The 15,764-nt window shown below is 72.0% G+C and carries 14 protein-coding genes and 1 tRNA gene; 10 read left to right on the forward strand and 5 right to left on the reverse strand.

The window, feature by feature from the left end; all coding sequences use genetic code 11:
• Positions 1 to 147 precede the first annotated feature (147 nt).
• The 7 genes from OHU89_RS19585 to OHU89_RS19615 all read left to right on the forward strand — a co-directional run bounded on the left by OHU89_RS19585 (position 148) and on the right by OHU89_RS19615 (position 6,349).
• Positions 148 to 1,101 (forward strand): phosphatase PAP2 family protein, encoded by a 954-nt coding sequence (locus OHU89_RS19585; RefSeq protein ID WP_266891981.1) that lies wholly within the window; start codon positions 148 to 150, stop codon positions 1,099 to 1,101.
• The gene (locus tag OHU89_RS19590; RefSeq protein ID WP_405644590.1) at positions 1,052 to 2,218 is read left to right on the forward strand and encodes a hypothetical protein; all 1,167 of its coding nucleotides are present in this window, start codon (positions 1,052 to 1,054) and stop codon (positions 2,216 to 2,218) included. The genes OHU89_RS19585 and OHU89_RS19590 overlap by 50 nt, the downstream gene beginning before the upstream one ends.
• Positions 2,209 to 3,810 (forward strand): hypothetical protein, encoded by a 1,602-nt coding sequence (locus OHU89_RS19595; RefSeq protein WP_405644591.1) that lies wholly within the window; start codon positions 2,209 to 2,211, stop codon positions 3,808 to 3,810. Before OHU89_RS19590 ends, OHU89_RS19595 begins: the two co-directional genes overlap by 10 nt.
• A complete protein-coding gene (locus tag OHU89_RS19600) occupies positions 3,807 to 5,141 on the forward strand; it encodes an AAA domain-containing protein (protein ID WP_405644592.1) in 1,335 nt (444 codons plus the stop codon). Before OHU89_RS19595 ends, OHU89_RS19600 begins: the two co-directional genes overlap by 4 nt.
• Before the next feature lie 95 nt (positions 5,142 to 5,236).
• Entirely contained in the window at positions 5,237 to 5,602 is a 366-nt protein-coding gene (locus tag OHU89_RS19605) for a hypothetical protein (protein WP_266891973.1), read from the forward strand.
• 107 nt (positions 5,603 to 5,709) lie between these two features.
• Positions 5,710 to 6,285 (forward strand): bifunctional DNA primase/polymerase, encoded by a 576-nt coding sequence (locus OHU89_RS19610; RefSeq protein ID WP_405644594.1) that lies wholly within the window; start codon positions 5,710 to 5,712, stop codon positions 6,283 to 6,285.
• Positions 6,276 to 6,349: transfer RNA gene (locus tag OHU89_RS19615), tRNA-Lys, on the forward strand. The genes OHU89_RS19610 and OHU89_RS19615 overlap by 10 nt, the downstream gene beginning before the upstream one ends.
• A gap of 197 nt (positions 6,350 to 6,546) precedes the next feature.
• On the opposite strand, the gene OHU89_RS19620 is transcribed toward OHU89_RS19615, so the two are convergent.
• On the reverse strand, positions 6,547 to 7,818 hold the full coding sequence (locus OHU89_RS19620; RefSeq protein WP_405644596.1) for a M6 family metalloprotease domain-containing protein: 1,272 nt from the start codon (positions 7,816 to 7,818) through the stop codon (positions 6,547 to 6,549).
• 312 nt (positions 7,819 to 8,130) lie between these two features.
• Between OHU89_RS19620 and OHU89_RS19625 the strand changes: the two genes are divergently transcribed.
• Positions 8,131 to 9,948 (forward strand): bifunctional diguanylate cyclase/phosphodiesterase, encoded by a 1,818-nt coding sequence (locus OHU89_RS19625; RefSeq protein ID WP_266891966.1) that lies wholly within the window; start codon positions 8,131 to 8,133, stop codon positions 9,946 to 9,948.
• On the opposite strand, the gene OHU89_RS19630 is transcribed toward OHU89_RS19625, so the two are convergent.
• The 3 genes from OHU89_RS19630 to OHU89_RS19640 form a co-directional block, all read right to left on the reverse strand.
• Positions 9,927 to 11,015 carry an LLM class flavin-dependent oxidoreductase gene (locus OHU89_RS19630; RefSeq protein ID WP_405644598.1) on the reverse strand — a complete coding sequence of 363 codons (1,089 nt, stop codon included), beginning with the start codon at positions 11,013 to 11,015 and terminating at the stop codon, positions 9,927 to 9,929. The two genes, OHU89_RS19625 and OHU89_RS19630, sit on opposite strands and share 22 nt — an antisense overlap.
• 241 nt (positions 11,016 to 11,256) lie before the next feature.
• Positions 11,257 to 11,988 carry an aspartate/glutamate racemase family protein gene (locus OHU89_RS19635; protein ID WP_266891962.1) on the reverse strand — a complete coding sequence of 244 codons (732 nt, stop codon included), beginning with the start codon at positions 11,986 to 11,988 and terminating at the stop codon, positions 11,257 to 11,259.
• Positions 11,985 to 12,785 carry an aspartate/glutamate racemase family protein gene (locus OHU89_RS19640; protein WP_405644599.1) on the reverse strand — a complete coding sequence of 267 codons (801 nt, stop codon included), beginning with the start codon at positions 12,783 to 12,785 and terminating at the stop codon, positions 11,985 to 11,987. Before OHU89_RS19640 ends, OHU89_RS19635 begins: the two co-directional genes overlap by 4 nt.
• Before the next feature lie 132 nt (positions 12,786 to 12,917).
• On the opposite strand from OHU89_RS19640, the gene OHU89_RS19645 reads away from it, so the two are divergent.
• Both OHU89_RS19645 and OHU89_RS19650 read left to right on the forward strand, forming a co-directional pair.
• On the forward strand, positions 12,918 to 13,865 hold the full coding sequence (locus OHU89_RS19645) for a D-2-hydroxyacid dehydrogenase (protein ID WP_405644600.1): 948 nt from the start codon (positions 12,918 to 12,920) through the stop codon (positions 13,863 to 13,865).
• A 34-nt stretch (positions 13,866 to 13,899) separates the two neighbouring features.
• Complete coding sequence (locus OHU89_RS19650; protein WP_405644601.1) at positions 13,900 to 15,285, forward strand: amidase; 1,386 nt, start codon at positions 13,900 to 13,902, stop codon at positions 15,283 to 15,285.
• On the opposite strand, the gene OHU89_RS19655 is transcribed toward OHU89_RS19650, so the two are convergent.
• A complete protein-coding gene (locus tag OHU89_RS19655; RefSeq protein ID WP_266891952.1) occupies positions 15,266 to 15,760 on the reverse strand; it encodes a DUF3830 family protein in 495 nt (164 codons plus the stop codon). The two genes, OHU89_RS19650 and OHU89_RS19655, sit on opposite strands and share 20 nt — an antisense overlap.
• Between the last annotated feature and the right edge of the window lie 4 nt (positions 15,761 to 15,764).

Here is a 15,764-nt window from a genome sequence, read left to right on the forward strand (position 1 = left end):
ATCATCCCGCACCCTGTGCGGGGGCAACCCGTCGGGCGATCTCTGCGTCCTAGAGGGCCGGGGGCCCTCAACAGGGGCGAACACATACACCGTAAAGTGGTAAGACCGGGCAACCGGACGCCGCGACAAGAAGGGGGAGGCGATCGGATGCCGCACGCCGAGACACCAGGCATCGAGGCTGCCTCGCGAACCCGTCTGCGCTGGTGGACGGAGCTGCCGCTGATCCTCCTGGTGTACGCCTGCTACTCGGCGGGCCGACTCCTCGCGCGGGGCGACGTCACGCACGCCGTCGACCACGGTCTGGCGATCCTGAAGGTGGAGAAGTTCCTCCATATCAACGCGGAGCACCCGCTCAACCGCCTGTTCACCCGCGAGACCTGGATCGGCGTACCGGCCGACTTCTGGTACGCGTCGTTGCACTACATGGTCACCCCGGTGATCCTGGTCTGGCTGTTCCGCTCCCGCACGGTGCAGTACCGCGCGGCCCGCACCTGGCTGATGACCTCGACGTTCATCGGCCTGATCGGCTTCACCCTGCTGCCGACCTGCCCGCCCCGGCTGCTGTCGGAGAGCCACGGCTTCGTCGACACGATGGCCCAGTACAGCTCGTACGGCTGGTGGGGCGGCGAGGCGAGCGCGCCCCGGGGCATGGGCGGCATGACGAACCAGTACGCGGCCATGCCGAGCCTGCATGTGGGCTGGGCCCTGTGGTGCGGGGTCATGCTGTGGCGCTACGGCGGCACGCGTACGACGAAGGCTCTGGGTGTCGCCTACCCGCTGATCACCACGATCGTGGTGATGGGCACCGCCAACCACTACTTCCTCGACGCTGTCGCGGGCGCCGCCGTCATGGGTGTCGGGCTGCTGCTGGCGCCGTTGGTGCTGCGCGGCGCGGACCGGTTCAAGGCGCGCGCGGCGGTGGTCCTCGCGCCTGCCGCGGCGAGCACTCCTGGCGCACAGGCCTCAATTGTCAGTGCCGGATGCCAGACTTCCGCGGGTGAGCGAATTCCACGGCAGCGCGAGTCTCGGGTCCCAGCCGGAACCGAGCCGAGTGCCTCCCCCTCGGAAGCGGGGGACGGCGCTCCGGCAACAGCTCGCTGAGCTGCGCGGCCCCGACGTACCGGCCAAGGCGCTGGATGCCCGCGCCCTGGCCGCCCTCGCCGCGAACCCGGGCTGCAGACGGCGCGCGATCCTGGACGGCGCCGGGGTGAACAAGGCGGCGCTGGCGGGCGCTCTCGGCTCGCCGTCGGCATTCGGTCAGTCGCAGTTCGCGCTCACCCGGGGCAACGCGTTCGAGGCGAAAGTCAAGGCGGACGGCGGCGCGGAACTGCTGCGGCTGGTCCACGAGAGGCTGGACCGGTCCGCCGAGCCGCCCGCCCAGGCGCGGGTGCCCGAGCTGACCGCGATCGGCCCCGAGGGGCGCACGGCCCGGACGGCGCTGGCGCTGCGCGAGGCCACCGAGGCGGCCGGCGAGTGGACGCTGCTCGACCACCCGATGCTCGCGCTGGACGTCGCGGGCTCCCCCGCCTTCCTGGAGCCGGACGCGGTGGTCGTGCACCCGGACGGCACGTGGACGGTCGTGGAGATCAAGTCCTTCCCGATGCTGGACGGTTCGGCGGACCCGGCGAAGGTGGGCGCGGCGGCGCGGCAGGCGGCGGTGTACGTGCTGGCGCTGGAGCAGGTCGCGGCGCGTCTCACCCAGGAAAGCGCCCCCGCTCCCGAGGTGCGCGACCGGGTGCTTCTCGTCTGTCCCAAGGACTTCTCCAACCTGCCCACCGCCTCCGCCGTGGACATCCGCAAGCAGCGGGCGGTGACCGGCCGCCAGCTGGCCCGTCTCACCCGAGTCCAGGACATCGCCGAGACGCTCCCCGAGGGCACCTGCTTCGACCCCGCCCGGCCCGCCGAGGAGCTGACGGCGGCCGTCGAGTCGGTCCCGGCGACGTACGCGCCCGAGTGCCTGGCCGCGTGCGAGCTGGCCTTCCACTGCCGTGACCGCTCCCGCGCGGCCGGCGCGGTGACGTCCCTGGGCCGGTCCGTGCGGGCCGAGCTCGGCAGTCTGACCACCGTGGCGGACGTCCTGGCCGCGGCCCGCGGGGAGGCCGGGGACGCCGCGGACCCGGCGGTGGCCGCGCTGCGCAGAGCGGCGGAACTGCGGGCCGAGGCACTGAGCGCCATGGCACCGGGGGCGACCGCGCCGGAGGCACCGGCATGTCACTGATCGCCACCCTCGCCCGTCTGGAAGCCGTCACCTCCGGCCGCGCCCAGCCCTCCGCCACGGTCCGGCACCGACACCTCTGCGACCGGCCCCTCGTCCTCGTGCCGCTCACCACCGCCGGTGAGGCCGGCGCCCCGCTCGGCGCGCTCGTCGGCACCGACCGGGACGCCCCGCGTCTCCTCGTCGTACCGCAGCCCCGCGACCGCGATCTGCGGTTCGCGTTCCTGGCCGAGCTGGCGGACATCGTGCTGCCCTACGTCGACACGTACGCGGAGGCCGTCGAGGCGGCCGAGCGCAGCGAGACCGATCCGGAGACCGGCAAGCGGGTCAAGGTCGAGGTCGAGCTGTGCGCGGACGCCCCGCAGCTGATCGTGCCGAGCCGCGCTGGCATCGACCTCGTACGGCTGCTGGGACGCTCGATGCGTTTTCGGCGTACGGCCGAGCAGGACCCCGAGTCCCCGCATCCCGCACCGCCGCACGTGCCGTTGCTGGGCCGGTGGCTGACCCACTTCGGGGAGCGGGCCCGGGTCCCCGGTTCCTCCCTGCTGCTCGCCGCGACGGAGGTCCTGTCCCGGCACTGGGCGACCGGCCAGTCCACCCTGGAGGACCAGCACCTGGGCGCGCTGCTCGCCTGGATCGACCCGCCGGAGGGCACGACCGGCGCCGAGGCCGCCCTGGAGGCCGAGCTCGGCCGGGACGCGAAGGGCCAGCTGCTGCACCCGCCGGCCGGTCCCGCCACCGACCCGGCGTTCGACAACAAACTGCTCGCCCCGGCCATCGAGCGCTACGACCGCGCGCGTACCGCCCTCGCCGCCGCCCAGGACGGTCTGGAGGCGGACGACCGGCTCGGTGAACTCACCACCGCCGAGCGGGAGATCAGGAAGCTGGTCGAGAGCCGGACGCGGCCCACCTGGGACGCGGTGTGGCGCGGCCTGGATCTGCTGCGGACGCTGCCCGAGGGCGCGCGCGTCGAGGAGCGCTGGACCCGGGACCGCTGGTCCTTCACCAGCCACCGCGACCGTGTCCTCGCCGGCGAACCCCCGCAGCCGCGCCGCGACGACGCGGTCACCGCCGCCAACAAACTCGCCACGCGCGAGCGCGAACAGGCCCGTCTGGAGGCGCAGGAGGCCCTGGACGACCCGCTGGTGATGGCGGGGCGGCGACTGTCCGGGGAGGCGTTCGCAGGTGAGGTCACGGATGTCGTGATGACGTACAGCGAGGGCAAGCGGCCCAGCCCGCGCCCGCTCGTCACGGTCCGCACGGACGACCGGCCGCACCTCGGGGAGCGCGTGAAGGTGTACCGCTCGCTGGGCGGCAAGCCGCAGACGGCCGAGTTCGTCGGATACGAGAGCGACGGGGAGGAGGCCGCCCTGATCGTCCTGCGGATCCTCGACAAGATGGGCCGCGGCAAGGAGCCCGAGACCGGGTCCGTGCCGGAGAAGGGCGACCGGCTCTGCTTCACCCTCTTCGAGCACGAGCAGCGCGGCGGCGCGAAGCTGCCCGACCCGGAGGCCACGCCCTGGACGCACGGCGGGCCGCCCGGCGAGGCGGTCCAGGAGGCCGCCGACCGCATGACCGAGGAGGATGTTCTGTGACCACGGTCTTCGACCCGGGTACGGCCGCCGCGCAGGCCACCGACGCGATCCTCCACAACACCCTGCACAGCGACAAACGGGGTGTCGTGGTCGACTCCCCGCCCGGCGCCGGCAAGTCCACACTCGTCGTCCGCGCGGCGCTCGAACTGGCCGAGGCGGGGCGCCCGCTGATGGTCGTCGCGCAGACCAACGCCCAGGTCGACGACCTGGTGATGCGGCTCGCGGAGAAGAACCCGGAGCTGCCGGTCGGCCGTCTGCACAGCAGTGACACGGACGCGTACGACAAGGCGCTGGACGAGCTGACGAACGTACGGAAGTCGGCGAAGCCGGCGGACCTGGCCGGTCTCCCGGTCACCCTCTCCACCGCCGCGAAGTGGGCGCACGTCAAGGTCGACGAGCCGTGGCAGCACGCGATCGTCGACGAGGCGTACCAGATGCGCTCGGACTCGCTGCTGGCCGTGGCCGGGCTGTTCGAGCGGGCGCTGTTCGTGGGCGACCCGGGGCAGCTGGACCCCTTCGCGATCGTGGGCAGCGAGCAGTGGGCGGGGCTGTCGTACGACCCGTCGGCGTCGGCGGTGACGACCCTGCTGGCCCACAACCCGGAGCTGCCGCAGCACCGCCTCCCGGTGTCCTGGCGGCTCCCGGCGTCGGCGGCACAGCTGGTCTCCGACGCGTTCTACCCGTTCACGCCCTTCCGCAGCGGCACGGACCACGGCGACCGGAGTCTCGCCTTCGCGGTCGCGTCGGACGGCTCCGGTCCCGACCGGGTGATCGACGAGGCGGCCCAGTCGGGCTGGGGCCTGCTGGAGCTGCCCGCGCGGCACACTCCGCGCACCGATCCGGAGGCGGTGCGGGCGGTGGCGACGGTCGTGCGCCGGCTGCTGGACCGGGGTGGCGCGGCGACCTCGGAGCGCTCACCGGACCCGGCCCCCCTCACCGCCGACCGCGTCGCCGTCGGCACGGCCCACCGCGACCAGGCGGCGGCCGTCCGCACGGCCCTGGCCGAGCTGGGCGTCACGGAGGTGACGGTCGACACGGCGAACCGTCTCCAGGGCCGCGAGTACGACGTCACGGTCGTCCTGCACCCGCTCTCCGGCCGCCCCGACGCCACCGCCTTCCACCTGGAGACAGGCCGCCTGTGCGTCCTCGCGTCCCGCCACCGGCACGCGTGCATCGTGGTCTGCCGGGCGGGGGTGGGCGAGCTGCTGGACGACTATCCCTCGACGGAGCCGGTGCAGCTGGGGACGGTGGTGAAGTTCCCTGATGGCTGGGAGGCGAACCACGCGGTGCTGGCGCGTCTCGCGGAACACAAGGTGACCTGGAGCCCTTGAGCTGCCTTTACTGCGCCCTTGCGCGGCCACGAGAGAATGGACGACGGCCCACTCCCGACAGGCGGGTCATCGGCAACCTACGAGGAGGAGAAGACATGGCGGAGCCCACGCCGCGTCGGCATGAACAGCGGCTACGCCCCGCGCCCCTGCTCTTCGAGCCCGCGGAGGTGGCCTCCGATCCTGAGCACTTCTTCGATCTGGAGTCCATCGACGATCCGAAGGCGCTGCTGGCCCGGGCGACGGAGCTGACGCATGCCTTCCGCGCGGCGACGGACCGTGCCGTGGAGTTCCAGGCGCTCGCGGCGGCCCAGCTGGCGGACCCGCGGCGGTTCGACCGGCTGACGCCGGCGGACATCGCGGAACGGGCCGAGTGGACCGAGGACTATGCCAAGAAGATGATCGAGTTCGGCCGGGACCTGATGCGGGGCGCCGAGGGCAAGGGCACCATCGACCCTGCGTAAAGCTCTGGCATATGCCAGGCGGGCAAGATACTCCCCCGCACCGTCCCCTGTCCCGGTTTCCGGCAACCCTCCGAAACGGAACGCTCACGCCCGGTACACCTTGGGGCATGAGCGACACACGCAAGGAGCTCTTCGCCGACCGTTCCGACGTCTACGGCGTCACCGCGGACGGGGCAGAGTGGCTCGCCTCGGCAGGAACGTATCCGCGGAGCATGCTGGCCCTGTGGAGCGACCGGCCGGACGCGCCGGTCGTACTGCCCTGCGGTACCGCCTTCGACGTCGTGAGCGTTCCCGCGATCTTCGGGCGCCGGATGCTAGACCGGCTGTGGGGCGAGGGCCCCGGCTCGGGGCCGGTCGCGGTGTTCCGTGGGCGGACGCTGCTGTTCGCCGCGCCGGGCACGGCGCATCGGCTGCCCTCGCTGCTGCGGTGGGAGGAGTTCGGCCGTACGGGAGCGGTTCCGCCGCTGCTGTGCCATGGCGCCGGAGACGCGGTGACCGTCCCCGCTCCGACCCCGTTCGACAGCCGCTGGCTCGTCGCCCCCGACACCCGTCACCCCTGGCTGCCGGGCCCCGAGATCCTGCTGTGGGCGGCCGTACGGGCGGCCCGCGCTGCCGTGCGGATATCGATTTTTCCTCCCGCCGATCAGGGTGCTAAGGTCTACGACGTCAGCAGGCGCCGCTAGCTCAGTTGGTTAGAGCAGCTGACTCTTAATCAGCGGGTCCGGGGTTCGAGTCCCTGGCGGCGCACAGACAACGAAGGCCCCTCGCGAGTGCGGGGGGCTTTCGTCATGGGCGGGCGACACCTCTCCGGCGCGACAGAGGCGGCCGGGGGTCCGGGGGTTGTCCCCCGGGGGATGCGGCATCAGCGGGTCCGGGGTTCGAGTCCCTGGCGGCGCACAGACAACGAAGGCCCCTCGCGAGTGCGGGGGCCTTTGCCGTGTCCGCTACGCGCTGGGCGTGATCTGTACCGTCCAGGTTCCCGAAGGCGTCCGGCCCTCCACGTCCACCCGTACGCCCGTGCCCGGCACCGTGAAGCTTTCGCCGAGGGCGACGGGGGCGTCCGCGAGGGGCGGGTACACCGAGCCCTCCCAGCAGGCCTCGGTGCGTGGGTGGGCGTCGATCACCTGGACCGGGCCGCCGCCGGATGGGGAGCCGGCGTTCACGCGGTAGACGAGCACCCCCTCGCGACAGGTCGACGTGTCGTTGCCGACCGCACCGCGCGCCTCGAAGCCGAGGGCGCTGTCGGGCCCGGTCCTGACCACCGCGAGCTTGGTGCCGCGGCCCAGCCCGAAGGAAGCCGCCCCGGCCGCACCCGCCGCGACCACACCCGCACCCGCGCCCGCGCCCGCCCCGAGCGGCTCCAGCGTCAGCCGCGTCGGGCCCTGCACACACGCCACCTGCCGCGGCTCCAGCCAGCCCAGCTTCCACTTGTGCCAGGCGAACAGGTCCGGCGACAGCCCGAACTGGCTGCCCATCAGGTCCCAGTCGCCGACGAACGTGTCCCAGTCGCCCTTGCCGTCCACGGGGCGGTGGTAGAGATCGGGCAGGTCGAAGACATGACCGGTCTCGTGGGCGAGGACCAGCCGGTCCGGCGGATGCTGCTCGAAGACCGTGACGACCCGGCGGATGTCCGTGCCGTCGGCCCGCAGCGGGACGTCCAGGTTGACGACCTTCGTCGCGTCGGAGTCCACGCCGGGCGCGTCCGGATCGGCGACGAAGTAGACGACGTCGTACCGGGAGAAATCCACCATCCCGTCCACCGCGGTCAGCGCGTCGCGCAGATAGGCGGCGCGGTGGGACGCGCTCCAGTCACGCTGTATGGCGTACGCCGTGGACGGCTGCGGCATCCGGATCCAGTGCCGGAGCGGATGCGTGCGCAGCGTGAACTTGCCATAGGAGGCCTGCTCGAAGAAGCGACTGGTGGCCGGGAAGTGGTCGGCGGCCAGTTCGTCGGGCGTGGTGCGCGGGGTCGCGTCCGGGAAGGACAGGAACACCATCGCCGCGTCCAGGGCACGGGCCGGGCGCGGATAGGCGGTGTTCCAGGTGTCCAGACCCTCGGAGTGGTGCGCCTGAGTGCGGGTCAGGGCACAGGGTTCGGCCGAGAAGGGTTCGGCGGCCGACGGACCGGTGATGAGAGAGGTGGCGGCCAATGCCGACATGGTGGTGAACAAGGCCGCGGTGCTGCGCAGTCGAGGGCGCGGGAAAGGGCGCGGCACAGAGACCTCCGGGTGCGGTTCGCGGGACACCGCACCCAGCCTGTGTGAGATTGTCGTACTACGCCCTGTTTGTCTGCACCAGACGAGTGAGTACGGCGAAGAACCGTCAGAAGCGACACCCCGAATCGCTCACGGAACGTCACACCTGGTCGGGCGCCCCAACAAGCCGTCCAGGTGCGGGCAGAAACGATCTGTCAGAAGGGCCGGTTGTTCCGGGACACTGGACGGTGGCTGGAAGGGGTGGGGGCCAGCCTCTATGATCGGCACACTTTCCTGCACGGACAGAGATCGAGTGCACTGCGGGAGCGAACGGTGAGCGGAACCTCCGAAGGGCCGGCGCCCGCGGCAGATCTCGACCGGGCGGTCGTCACGGACAGTGACTTCAGTACGTCTCCTCGTACGGGACCCCCGACGTACCAATCGGCGTTCGCGGCCGCGCCGCTGGCCATGGCCGTCGTGGACCGCGAGGGTCTGGTCGTCGGCGCCAACGAGACGCTGGGCGAACTCCTCGGCAGCGCGCCCGAGGCGCTGGCCGGGCAGGTCGCCGCCGAGCTGGTGGATCTGGCCTCGGACGCGCGTACCTGGCACGCGTACCAGGAAGTGCTGCGCGGCCGGCAGGCCCGGCTGCGGTGCACCCGCCGGCTCAAGCACCCCGACGGCCAGTCCGTGTGGGTGCAGGTGACGGTCGCGCCGCTGGGCACGGGTGAGCCCGGTGTGCTGCTGTCCCTCGCCGACATCAGCACCCAGCGCGAACTCCAGGCGCGGCTGCGGCACTTGCAGATGCACGACCCGGTGACCCGGCTGCCCAACCGGACCCTGTTCTTCGAGCGCCTGTCGGCCGCCCTGGAGGTGGAGTCGTACGCGCAGGGCGGCACCGGGCGGATCGGGCTCTGCTATCTCGACCTCGACGGCTTCAAGGCGATCAACGACACCCTCGGCCACCGTGTCGGCGACCGGCTGCTGGCGGCGGTGGCGGAACGTCTGACCCGCTGCGCCGACGAGGCGGGCCTCACCCGGGGCAGCGCGCCCCTGGTGGCCAGACTCGGCGGCGACGAATTCGCCCTGCTCGTCGAGGACTCCACCGGCACCGACCAGCTGGCGGACCTCGCCGAGGCCGTACTGAAGGCGATCCAGGCGCCCTTCGACATCTCCGGGCGCCGGCTCTCGGTCTCCGCGTCGATCGGCGTCGTGGAACGGCACGCGGCCGGCACCACCCCCACCGCCCTGGTCCAGGCCGCCGACACGACGCTCTACTGGGCGAAGGCCGACGGCAAGGCCCGCTGGACGCTCTTCGACCCGGAGCGCAACGCCCACCGGATGACCCGCCAGGCGCTCGCCTCCACGCTCCGGCCGGCCATCGAGCGCGGTGAGTTCACGCTCGAGTACCAGCCGCTGGTCTGCATGGAGGACGGCCGTCTGCGGGGCGTCGAGGCGCTGGTCCGCTGGAACCATCCGCAGTTCGGCATGCTGACGCCGAATCGGTTCATCGGATTGGCCGAGGAGGACGGTTCGATCGTCCAGCTCGGCCGCTGGGTGCTGGCCACCGCCTGCCGCCAGGCGCGGCAGTGGCAGCTGGACCACCCCGGCGAGCCGCCGATCTTCGTCAGCGTGAACGTCGCGGTCCGCCAGGTCTGGGACTCCGACCTGGTCGAGGACGTCGCCGAGATCCTCGCGGAGACGGGCCTGGCCCCGGGCCTTCTGCAGCTGGAGCTGACGGAGTCGGCGGTCATGGGTTCCGCCGGCCGCCCCCTCCAGGCGCTGCAGGCCCTCAGCGACATGGGCGTCCACATCGCCATCGACGACTTCGGCACCGGCTACTCCAACCTCGCCTACCTCAGCCGTCTCCCGGTCGCCGTCCTGAAGCTGGACGGCTCCTTCGTGAGGGGCTTCCAGTACGAGGGGACGGGCGCCTCGCCCAACCCGGCCGACGAGGTCGTCGTGGAGGCGATGATCCAGCTGGCCCACCGGCTGGGGCTGACCGTCACCGCGGAGTGCGTCGAGACCTCGGCCCAGGCCTCCCGGCTGCGCCGCATCGGCTGCGACACCGGCCAGGGGTGGCTGTACTCGCGGCCGGTGGCGCCGGATCGTATCTCCGAGTTGATGAGCGGTCAGGCCGTCGGCAAACCGTAGGCGTCGGCGATCAGTTCGTAGCTGCGCAGACGCAGCTCCGCGCTGTGGGCGTGGGAGGTGAGCATGAGCTCGTCGGCGCCCGTGCGCTTCTGGAGGTCGTCCAGGCCGGCGCGGACCTCGTCCACCGAGCCGTGGATGACGTTGGAGTTCCAGGACGTGATGAAGTCGCGTTCCATGGGGCTGAAGTCGTAGGCCTCGGCCTCTTCGGGGGTGGGGACGAGGCCGGGGCGGCCGGTGCGCAGACGGACCATGTTGAGGCTCGCGGCGAGGACCTGGCGGCGGGCCTCCTTCTCGTCGTCCGTGGCGAGGGCGGAGACGCCGATGAGGGCGTAGGGCTCCTTCAGGACCGCGCTCGGGCGGAAGGACTCGCGGTAGAGGTCCAGGGCCGGGACGGTGTTCTGCGCCGAGAAGTGGTGGGCGAAGGCGAACGGCAGGCCGAGGGTGGCGGCGAGGCGGGCGCTGAAGCCGGAGGAGCCGAGGAGCCAGATCGGGGGGCGGTGCGGGGACTGGACGCCGCCGGGGGACGTCGACTGGATGGGGCCGGGGACCGCGTGGATACGGCGGTAGGGGTGGCCGTCGGGGAAGTCGTCGTCCAGGAAGCGGGTCAGCTCGACGAGCTGCTCGGGGAAGTCGTCGGCGCCCTCGTTGAGCGTGTTCGTGCGGCGCAGGGCCGCCGCCGTGGCGCCGTCGGTGCCCGGAGCGCGGCCGAGGCCCAGGTCGACGCGGCCCGGGGCCATAGCCTCCAGGGTGCCGAACTGCTCCGCGATCACCAGCGGGGCGTGGTTGGGCAGCATGACGCCGCCCGAGCCGAGGCGGATGCGGTCGGTGTGGGCGGCGAGGTGGGCGAGGATCACGGCGGGGGACGACGAGGCGACGCCCGGCATGGAGTGGTGCTCGGCGACCCAGTAGCGGTGAAAGCCACGGGACTCCGTCAGCTTGGCCAGGTCGACGCTGGTGCGCAGCGCGTCCGTGGCGGTGCGGCCGGCACCGACGGTGACCAGGTCCAGTACGGAGAGGGGGACGGGCGCGGTGCCGTGGATCGTTCCCCGAATCTCGTCTGCCGTCACTGTGGTGCCTCCTGTGGTGGGTGCCGTGCGCTGTCCTTCGGCCTCTAACAGGAGGGTGGCTCCGCTTATTCCTTCGCCCCCGCCGCCCTTACCCGTCCCATCCCTGGGGGCTGCGCCCCCAGACCCCCGCTTCGGCCCCGAAAGGGCCTCGTCCTCAAACGCCGGACGGGCTGAAAAAACAAAGGGGCGGCACGCCCCTGGGGATGGGAACGGGTAAGGGCGGCGGGGGCGAAAAACGGGCCTATACCTGCACGATCGGCTCCTTCGTGAACAGCGCCCCCAGCCTCGGTGCGTTCACCCTGCGGTCGGCCAGGCGCAGGCCCTCCCAGACCGAGACCTGGTTGGCGGTGAGGACCGGTTTGCCGAGTTCCTTCTCCAGGGCGGGGAGGTGGGCGGCGGTGTGCAGGGCCGTGTCCGGGAGGAGGATCACGTCCGCGTCGGGTGTGTCGGCCGACCTCGCCAGGGCGAAGACCTCCTTCTCGCCCCAGGTGCCGACCTCGGCCGCCGTGATGATCCCGGCGCCCTTCACACCGGTGACCTCCAGGCCGCCGGCCCTCAGGAACTCGGCGAACAGTGCCGCCACGTCGTCCGGATAGGTCGCCCCGACCGCGACCCGGCGCGCCCCGAGCTCCAGGGCCGCGTGCACGAAGGCGAAGGAGGTCGAGGAGGCCGGCAGGCCCGCCGTACGGGCGAGGCTGCGCACCTGCTCGTGGGCACCCTCCCAGCCGTAGACGAAACTGCCGCTGGTGCAGGCCCACACCACGGAGTCGGCGCCCGCCATGCGCAGTTCCTCGACACCCGCCGCGAGCCGTTCGGCGGAGCCCATGCGGCGCAGGGCGTCGGGGCGGTGGGCGTCCTCGCCGATGTCGGTGTGGACCACGTCGAGGCGGACGTCGCTGCCCAGAAGCTGCTCGATGCGCGGATAGTCGTCCTCGGCGGAGTGGCCTGGGTAGAGAAATCCGAGTGCGGTCATGACCAGCCTTCCTGCTGCTCTTCTTTCGGCTGCTTCTCTTGCGGGAACACGGGGCCGGACCGTGCCGCCGGATCGACCAGTGCCTGGTACGGCCCTACCGCCCGGGTACCCAGTCGGCGCAGTGCCGCCCACATCGTCACCTGGTTGGCCGAGATCACGGGGATGCGCAGTTCCGCCTCCAGTTGCGGGATGACGTCGTACGTCGGGAGGTTGGTGCAGCTGATGAACAGCGCGTCGGCGCTCTGGCGGACGGCCTTGTGGGCCATGGCGACGACCTCCCGGTACGGGACCTTCCAGATGTGCCTGGTCAGGCCCATGAAGGCGCAGCCGCTGACCGCGATGCCCGCCTCCGCGACGTACTCCTCCAGGGCCCGGGTCACCGACACGGTGTACGGCGTCACCAAGGCCACCCGGCGTACGCCGAGGTCGATCAGCGCCTCCAGAAGTGCGCCGGATGTCGTCACGGACGGGACCGCGCCCGCCCTCGTCATCGCCTCGCACATCGCCCGCTCCCCGGCGACCCCGCCGACGAAGCTGCCGGAGGTGCAGGCGTAGGCGACGGCCTCGGGGGCGATGGCGTTCAGGGTGCGTACCGCGTCGTGCAGCGTCTCGTGCTCGCTGACGAGACGGGCCAGGTCGAGGCTGACCTCGACGGGGACGTACGGCGTGCGGGTCAGATGGAGCGACACCTCGTCCGGGACCCAGCGCCACAACTCACGGTCCAGCGCGAAGTCGAAGGGGGCGACGACACCTACACCGCGCTGGGGGCGCGGTCCACCAAGAAAAGAGAGGTTCATGGCAGGTACCGGCCTCACGGTGAGAGACGGGGGGACAACGGACCGTACGCACGCCCGTGTTGACGAAGGTAGGTTCGGGTGCGAGCGTGGTCAATCCGCGCATGTCAGACGCCTGTGAAGGAACGGCTTCGGATGACCGCCCCCACCCTTCTCGTCCTGGACGCCGATCCCCTCCCCCGCCTCGGCAGGCTCACCGGCCGCGCCCGCGTCGAGCACACGGACGCGTCGACGCTGGCCGAACGGCTGCCGTACGCCGACGTCCTGCTGGTCTGGGACTTCACCTCCCACGCGGTGCGCGCGGCCTGGCCGGGCGAGGGGCCCCGGCCGCGCTGGGTGCACACGGCGAGTGCGGGCGTGGACCATCTGATGTGCCCCGAACTCGCCGCGTCCGACACGGTGGTGACCAATGCGCGCGGCGTCTTCGACCAGCCCATCGGGGAGTACGTCGCCGCTCTCGTCCTCGCGATGGCGAAGGATCTGCCCCGGACGCTGGGCCTGCAGCGGGAGGGCGTGTGGCGGCACCGGGAGTCGCGGCGGGTGGCGGGGACGCGGGCGGTGATCGTGGGGTCGGGGCCCATCGGGCGGACGATCGCCCGCACCCTCAAGGCACTTGAGATCACCACGGCCGTCGTCGGCCGTACCCCGCGCACCGGCATCCACGGCCCGGGTGACCTCGACCGGCTGATCGCCCGCGCGGACTGGGTGATCGCGGCGGCGCCGCTGACCGAGCAGACGTACGGGATGTTCGACTCCCGGCGGTTCGGGGTGATGCAGCCGTCGGCGCGGTTCGTGAACGTCGGGCGTGGCCAGCTCGTCGTCGAGGACGACCTGGCCGACGCGCTGCGCAAGCGGTGGATCGCGGGCGCGGCGCTGGACGTCTTCGAACACGAACCCCTGGGCCCCGACAGCCCGTTGTGGCAGGTCCCGGATCTGATCGTGTCCCCGCACATGAGCGGCGACACCATCGGCTGGCGGGAGGAACTCGGCTCGCAGTTCCTGGAGTTGTACGACCGCTGGGCGGCGGGCAAACCGATGCTGAACGTGGTCGACAAGAAGCGCGGGTACGTACCAGGGCACTGACGGCGCCATTTTTCACAGAGAGCCGGAGGGGCGGATGACGGAGCTCACCGAACTGACCGCAGTACAGCTCGTCGCCGGTTACCGCAAGGGCGAGTTCAGCCCCGTCGAGGTGACCCGGGCGGCCCTGGAGCGGGCCGAGCGGATCCAGCCGGAGGTGAACGCGTTCGTGCGGATCACCGCACAGGAAGCGCTCGCGCAGGCCCGGGAGTCGGCGGACCGCTGGCGGCGCGGTGAGCCCGCGGGGCTGGTCGACGGGGTGCCGGTCACGGTGAAGGACATCCTGCTGATGCGCGGCGCTCCGACCCTGAAGGGCTCCAAGGCGCTGTCGGAGAAGGGCCGTTGGGACGAGGACGCGCCTTCCGTGGCCCGGCTGCGTGAGCACGGCGCGGTGTTCCTGGGCAAGACGACGACCCCGGAGTTCGGCTGGAAGGGCGTCACGGACTCGCCGCTGTCCGGGGTCACCCGCAACCCGCACGACCCGTCACGCACCGCGGGCGGCTCCAGCGGCGGCGCGGCGGCGGCCGTGGCTCTCGGCGCGGGGCCGCTGGCGCTGGGCACGGACGGGGGTGGCAGTGTGCGCATCCCCGCGGCCTTCTGCGGGATCTTCGCGCTGAAACCGACGTACGGGCGGGTGCCGCTGTATCCGGCGAGCGCGTTCGGCACGTTGGCGCATGTGGGGCCGATGACGCGGGACGCGGCCGACGCGGCGCTGATGCTGGACGTCATCGGGGCGCCGGACGGGCGGGACTGGTCGGGGCTGGGGCCGAGTGCCGTTTCCCACCGGCGTGTTCTCCGGGAAGGTGTACGGGGTCTGCGGATCGCCTACTCCCCTTCCCTCGGCGGACAGGTGCGGGTGCAGCCGGGGGTCTCGGCGGCGGTGCGGCGGGCGGTGGAACGGCTGGCCCGGCTCGGCGCGTACGTCGAGGAGACCGACCCCGACCTCACCGATCCGGTGGACGCCTTCCACACCCTGTGGTTCAGCGGGGCGGCTCGGGTGACCCAGCGTTTCGGTCCGTACCAGCGGGAGTTGCTCGATCCGGGGCTGCGGGAGATCTGCGGGCGGGGGGCGCGGTACAGCGCGCTGGACTATCTCGCCGCCGTCGACGTCCGCATGGACCTCGGGCGCCGGATGGGCCGCTTCCACGAGTCGTACGACCTGCTGGTGACGCCCACGGTGCCGATCACGGCTTTCGAGGCGGGCGCGGAGGTGCCGAAGGGCTCGGGGCACCGGCGGTGGACGGGGTGGACGCCGTTCACGTACCCCTTCAACATGACCCAGCAGCCGGCCGCGTCCGTCCCGGTGGGCGTGGACGGCGACGGACTGCCGGTGGGGCTCCAGATCGTGGCCGCCCGGCACCGGGACGATCTGGTGCTGCGGGCGGCTCATGCGCTGGACGAGGTCACACCCTCCGGAAGCTGAGCGTCTCCCCCGACGCCCCCGACCGCCAGAGGTCGTTGCACCCCTCGGCCAGCTCCGCCAGGCCCTCCACCACCTCTCCCCAGACGATGCCGGGCACCCAGCCCACGTCGCCGTTGAGGAGCAGGTTGTTGCGCTCGTAGAAGAGGGCCAGGTCGACCACCGTCGTGCCCGCGCGGACCTCGCGGTCGTAGCCGTAGGACTTGGTGCCCAGTTCCGTACCCGCGAAGGAGAAATAGCAGAGATCTCCCGGGATGGGGGTAACTGTCGGATTTTCCAGGGGTGGCTCCGATTTCGCGAAAGGCGGGAAAAGGGCGTAGATCTCGTTGCGGGCGTATTTCGCGTGATAGACGTCGCCGGCGAGCGGGAGGGAATCCCAGACGGCCGCGCAGGTGATCGGCGCGCGATCGTCCAGCAGCTTCGCGGTACCGGTGATCCCCCGCTTGACCAGCGAGACTTCGATGTAGCGGTCAGCCATACGT

It is taken from the genome of Streptomyces sp. NBC_00019 (genome assembly GCF_045041015.1).
Classification (GTDB): domain Bacteria; phylum Actinomycetota; class Actinomycetes; order Streptomycetales; family Streptomycetaceae; genus Streptomyces.

What these genes read in the sequence shown, in the direction of transcription:
- OHU89_RS19585 (WP_266891981.1), top strand. Translation starts at nt 148, where the DNA reads ATGCCGCACGCCGAGACACCAGGCATCGAGGCTGCCTCGCGAACCCGT.
- OHU89_RS19595 (WP_405644591.1), top strand. Translation starts at nt 2,209, where the DNA reads ATGTCACTGATCGCCACCCTCGCCCGTCTGGAAGCCGTCACCTCCGGC.
- OHU89_RS19605 (WP_266891973.1), top strand. Translation starts at nt 5,237, where the DNA reads ATGGCGGAGCCCACGCCGCGTCGGCATGAACAGCGGCTACGCCCCGCG.
- OHU89_RS19610 (WP_405644594.1), top strand. Translation starts at nt 5,710, where the DNA reads ATGAGCGACACACGCAAGGAGCTCTTCGCCGACCGTTCCGACGTCTAC.
- OHU89_RS19635 (WP_266891962.1), bottom strand. Translation starts at nt 11,988, where the DNA reads ATGACCGCACTCGGATTTCTCTACCCAGGCCACTCCGCCGAGGACGAC.
- OHU89_RS19640 (WP_405644599.1), bottom strand. Translation starts at nt 12,785, where the DNA reads ATGAACCTCTCTTTTCTTGGTGGACCGCGCCCCCAGCGCGGTGTAGGT.
- OHU89_RS19645 (WP_405644600.1), top strand. Translation starts at nt 12,918, where the DNA reads ATGACCGCCCCCACCCTTCTCGTCCTGGACGCCGATCCCCTCCCCCGC.
- OHU89_RS19650 (WP_405644601.1), top strand. Translation starts at nt 13,900, where the DNA reads ATGACGGAGCTCACCGAACTGACCGCAGTACAGCTCGTCGCCGGTTAC.
- OHU89_RS19655 (WP_266891952.1), bottom strand. Translation starts at nt 15,760, where the DNA reads ATGGCTGACCGCTACATCGAAGTCTCGCTGGTCAAGCGGGGGATCACC.